This window comes from Nocardia sp. CC227C, from assembly GCF_030767025.1.
Taxonomy (GTDB): Bacteria; Actinomycetota; Actinomycetes; order Mycobacteriales; family Mycobacteriaceae; genus Nocardia.
In genome coordinates this window covers 388,310-393,402 of record NZ_JASITE010000002.1, presented here as the reverse complement: position 1 = coordinate 393,402, position 5,093 = coordinate 388,310, and the positions used below count along the sequence as shown (strand labels likewise).

At 71.0% G+C, this 5,093-nt stretch carries 5 protein-coding genes; 4 read left to right on the top strand and 1 reads right to left on the bottom strand.

Annotation, left to right across the window (positions count from 1 at the left end; genetic code table 11):
• Positions 1 to 7: 7 nt before the first annotated feature.
• Entirely contained in the window at positions 8 to 742 is a 735-nt protein-coding gene (locus tag QMO76_RS04930; protein WP_306359968.1) for an anti-sigma factor, read from the bottom strand.
• 505 nt (positions 743 to 1,247) lie between these two features.
• Between QMO76_RS04930 and QMO76_RS04925 the strand changes: the two genes are divergently transcribed.
• From QMO76_RS04925 to QMO76_RS04910, 4 genes are all read left to right on the top strand, one after another.
• The gene (locus QMO76_RS04925; RefSeq protein ID WP_306359967.1) at positions 1,248 to 1,892 is read left to right on the top strand and encodes a fasciclin domain-containing protein; all 645 of its coding nucleotides are present in this window, start codon (positions 1,248 to 1,250) and stop codon (positions 1,890 to 1,892) included.
• Positions 1,893 to 2,016: 124 nt separating this feature from the next.
• Positions 2,017 to 2,679, top strand: a complete 663-nt coding sequence (gene sigK, locus QMO76_RS04920; protein WP_306359966.1) for an ECF RNA polymerase sigma factor SigK — start codon at positions 2,017 to 2,019, stop codon at positions 2,677 to 2,679.
• A complete protein-coding gene (locus QMO76_RS04915; protein ID WP_306359965.1) occupies positions 2,676 to 3,416 on the top strand; it encodes an anti-sigma factor domain-containing protein in 741 nt (246 codons plus the stop codon). Before sigK ends, QMO76_RS04915 begins: the two co-directional genes overlap by 4 nt.
• Positions 3,417 to 3,441: 25 nt before the next feature.
• Positions 3,442 to 5,007, top strand: a complete 1,566-nt coding sequence (locus QMO76_RS04910) for a molybdopterin-dependent oxidoreductase (protein WP_306359964.1) — start codon at positions 3,442 to 3,444, stop codon at positions 5,005 to 5,007.
• The last annotated feature ends 86 nt before the right edge of the window (positions 5,008 to 5,093 follow it).

The window sequence follows — 5,093 nt, the reverse complement described above, 5'->3', positions numbered from 1 at the left end:
CTCCCGGTCATCGCAGCGGCACGGCGACGACCGGCTCGGTGGAGGGCTGCGGCGACCCGCCCGCGGGTTCCACCGACAGCGCGAGTCCTTCGGCGCGGTCCAGCAGTACGACCAGGGGCTCGGTATCGGAGGGCAGCGCATCGAGGACCGCGGCCGAACGCGGTCGGCCGTCGGCCGGTACCAGCCACAGTTGGTAGACGTGTCCGGGCGGAGCCGCCGACACGGCCGCGAAGGACACCGCGGCCGCGTCCAGTTCCGCCGATGCGCTGACGGTCGCCGTGCCGCCGCCGCCGACGACGGCGGTCTCGACTCGGGCGTCGGCATGGGCGCGGATCTGCTGCGCGGTGACGCCGGGCTCCGGCGTGGGCGCGCGCAGCAGCGCCACCCCGGTTGTGGCCGCGATCGCGACCATCACCAGGGCCGCCGCCAACCACCGCAGCGACGGTCGCCGCGCCCCACGACGCAGGACCCTGGGGCGTGGCGCGCCCGCGTCCAGTGCGCGTCGCAGTGCGGCCTCGATACGCGCGGGCGCGGGCACCGCGTCGAGGACCGTCATGGCGGCCATGGCTTCCCGGACGTCGCGGACCACGTCGCGGAAGCCCTCCGCGACAGCCGGATCGGCCGTGCCGAGCGCGTGCTCGACCGCACGCCGATCACGCTCGCCGAGCGCGTCGAGCGCATAGGGGTATGCCAACTCGGGTAAATCCGCGTCGTCCGGAATCGCGTCGTGGAGGTCAGACATCGGTCACCGATCCTGTCGAACAGTTCCGCGGGCGCTCGAGCCCGTCACGGATGCGGGGTTTCACCGTCGACTGCTGGCGAGCGACGGGTTGCGCGCGGGGTAGCGGGCAGGCGGCGCGGGGCGGGGCGCGATCCGGCGGCTGCACACGGCAGCGGTGCGTCGTCCGCGTCTATCTCGATTTCGGCGCGCTCGCCGCCGCGGTTTGGTGTGCGCTCGGACCTTTGTCCGATTCGGCGGCCACCCGAAGAAATCTTCTCGGGCACCAAACCGTGAGTGGGAGCTGGGCGAAGTCCTCTCGGTACTCGTGGACGGTCATGAGTACTCGGGGTCTCAGCACCCCGCGGTTGGACGTCACCGGTCGCTGCCGCCCCCCGACCCGCGGCCGGTGACCCCGGCGAAGGACCGAGCGGGAAGGACACCAATCCGACCGGCATGTCTGGCCGAAGTCCCTCCCGTCCGAATTCCGCGGCCGCGCAAGCGCACCGCACGACGAAAGAAGATGATCATGAAGATGTCGCAGCGCACCCTCGCGGTGGCCGTCGCCCTGGCCACCGCCACCGCCGTCGCGACCGGGTGCTCCGATGACCAGTCCGATTCGACCGCCGCGACCTCGCCGACCACCACGACGGCGGCCGCGACGACCACCGCCGACGCGGCCTCGGATCTGGTCGGGCCCGGGTGTGCGGAGTACGCCGAGCAGGTGCCCACCGGCGCCGGTTCGGTGAGCGGCATGGCACAGGATCCGGTGGCGGTCGCCGCCTCCAACAACCCGATGCTGACCACCCTGGTGGCGGCGGTATCCGGCCAGCTCAACCCGGAGGTGAATCTGGTCGACACCCTGAACGGCGGGCAGTTCACCGTCTTCGCACCGGTCGATTCGGCCTTCGCCAAGATCCCGAGCGAGACCGTGGACGGTCTGAAGACCGATTCGGCGACGCTGACCAAGATCCTCACCTACCACGTGGTGCCCGGCCAGATCGCGCCCGACAAGATCGCCGGAACGCATCAGACCGTCGAGGGCGGGTCGGTCACGGTCACCCGCGATGGCGACGACATCGAGGTCGGTGATGCCTCGGTCGTGTGCGGTGGGGTCAAGACCGCCAATGCGACGGTCTACATGATCGACACCGTGCTGATGCCGCCCGCCTGAGCGAACAGTCCGATACGCCATGGTCGCTCCCGTCTACCACGCCGCCAGGAAGCGAGAGGCTGATGCCGACGCCGCGAATCCCGTTCGACCCGGCCGAGTCCGGCGGAATACCGCAGGTACCGGCATGACCGACGACGAGCATTCGACGGTTGTTCCACTGTTCCGTGATCTCGAGCAGACCGCGGCGGCGCGGCCGTCCTGTCCTGCCGACCGCCCGGAACGGGACAGGGAACTCGCCGAACGTCTCATCGGGCTGCTGGCGGCGGTGGGAGGCGGCGACCGTGCGGCATTCACCGATCTGTACCGCCTGACGAACCACCGGGTCTACGGCTTGGCGCTGCGCATGCTGCGCAACCGGGCCACCGCCGAGGAGATCACCCAGGAGGTGTACCTCCAGGCGTGGTCGCTGGCGGGGCGCTACGACGAGCGGATGGCCAGTCCGATGGGATGGCTGATGATGCTGACCCACCGCCGGGCCGTCGACCGCATCCGCACGGAGCGGTCGGCGACCGGGCGCGAAACCGCCTACGGCCATCTGCATCTGGGTCGTGACCACGACGTCGTGCTGGAAGCCGTGGAGCAGAGTCTCGACGAGGGGGCCGTTCGCGGGTGCCTGGAGACACTCACACCGTTGCAGCGGGAAACCCTCGCGCTGGCCTATTACAGCGGCCGCACCTATTCGGAGGTCGCCGACCACCTGGGTATGCCCTTGTCCACCGTGAAAACCCGTATCCGCGACGGGCTCAAGCGCCTGGCGGCCTGCTTGACAGGAGGCGACCTGCGATGAGCACCACCGAGCGGCCCGACCTGGACCTGCTCGAACTCGCCTACCCGTACGCGATCGACGCCGTGTCCGATGCGGAACGCGCGGCCATCGAAGCGCGCCGGGAACGGGCGGACCGATTCACCGCCGCCGAATTCGACGCCACGGTCGTCGCCCTCCGCGACACCCTGGCCGATCTCACCACGGTCGACTCCGTGCCTCCCCCGGCGGAATTGGAAGGTCGGCTGCTGCGCGCGCTCGACCGTGTCATCCGAGCCGCCGGTGGGGGGTTCCGGATACACGGTGGCCTGGGGCCGTTCTCCCGCCTGGACTGGTTCGCGGCTGCCGTCGTCCTCGTGATCGCCCTCGGCGCGGGCATCGGCTTCGTCGTCCAACGCCCCTGGGAGCCGACCGGTTCCGGTGAGGTGACGGCAGCGATGATCGAACGGCAGCCGGACGCGGTGACCCGCACCGCTCCGATTACCGGCGGCGGTGAGCTGCTGGTGCGCTCGTCGGCCGTGTTGGGGGCCGCGGCGGTCGACCTCCGGGACGTGCCGGTTCCGCCCGTCGGCCGCTGCTATCAGATCTGGCTGGTCGAGCTGGGCGGCGAACCACGGTCGGCCGCCGTCGTGGACGCACTGTCGACCATGCCGGTGGTCACCGGCTTCCGGCTCGCCGACACCCTGGCCGTCACCGTTGAACCGTCCGGTGGCTCCCCTGAGCCGACCACCACCCCGGTGGTCAGCCTCAACCTCACCTGAGCCGACTCGATCCGAAGGAGTCGTCATGTCGAAAACGCCCACTTCCGCCGATGACTCCCAACGGAATTCACCCCTCGGCCGGATCGGCAGGGGAAGGGCCGCGGTGGCCGGGGTACTGGGCTCGGCGACGGTGCTCGGGGTGGGTCATCTCATCGCGGTATTCATCGATCCGGCGTCCTCGCCGTTCTTCGTTCTGGGCGCGACCATGGTCGACAATACCCCGACCGCCTTGAAAGAAGAGGCTATTCGACGCTTCGGCAGCAATGACAAACTGGCCCTGTTCATCTCCATGGCCGTGGTGATGGTCATCGGCGCGGCGATCGCGGGCCTGCTGGAACGCCGACGGCCCATCGGCAGCGCGCTGCTGCTCCTCCTGGGCGGCGTCACGGTGGTGGCGGCGGTGCAACGGCCCACCGCCACACCGTGGTTCGCGCTGCCCACGCTGGTGGGGATCGTCGCCGGAATTCTGGTGCTGCGCGCGCTCGTCTCGTCCGCGGCACCCCGCGCCGGGGAATCCGACGGGCTGTCGCGGCGACGTTTCCTGGCCGGTGCGGTGGCGGCGGGCGCGGTGGCGGCGGGTGCGGCGGCGACCGGCCGCTGGCTGGGCGCTCGCCTGCGGGACGTGGTGGCCGACCGGGCGCGATTCGTACTCCCCGCGGTGCGCCGCGCCGCGCCGCCCATCCCACCGGAGGCCGACCTGCCCGTTCCGGGCATCACCACGCTGCTCACCCCCAACGACCGGTTCTACCGGGTCGACACCGCGCTGCAACTGCCCGCGCTGGTCAGCGACGACTGGCGACTGCGGATACACGGAATGACCGACCGCACCGTGGAATTCGACTTCGACGAGCTGCGGCGACGTCCTGCCGTGGAGCGTGTCATCACCCTCACCTGCGTCTCCAACGAGGTCGGGGGCGAACTGGTCGGCACCGCCCGCTGGCTCGGCTACCCCCTGGCCGACCTGCTCGCCGAGGCCGGGGTTCGGCCGGACGCCGATATGCTGCTGTCCCGCAGCATCGACGGGTTCACGGCCGGAACTCCGCTGGCGGCGGTGCTGGACGGCCGCGACGCCTTGCTCGCGATCGGCATGAACGGCGAGGCCCTGCCGATCGACCACGGTTATCCCGCACGCCTGATCGTGCCGGGACTGTACGGCTACGTCTCCGCCACCAAGTGGGTGGTGGATCTCGAGGTGACGCGCTTCGACCGCGCCCGGGCCTACTGGACCGAGCGCGGCTGGGCCGACCGCGCCCCGATCAAGATCGCCTCCCGCATCGACGTCCCCGCGGCGTTCGCGACCGTCCCCGCCGGACCGGTGACGGTCGCCGGCGTCGCCTGGGCGCAGCGCCGCGGTATCGACAGCGTCGAGGTGCAGGTCGACAACCAGCCTTGGCAGCCCGCCACCCTCGCCGCCGAGTATTCCGTGGACACCTGGCGGCAGTGGACCTGGGAGTGGAGCGCCACCCCGGGCACCCACACCCTGCGGGTGCGCGCCACCGACCGCACCGGCGAGCAGCAGGCCGAACAGCGCACCCCACCTTTCCCGGACGGTTCCACCGGCTGGCACAACCGGGTGATCACGGTGCGCTGAGGACGCCTTCCGCGCCGCGGTCGCGGTGGCGGGCGACCGCGTTCGGTGAGTAGCGCCGCGGTTCCGTTCGAATCGCGACGCCTGCT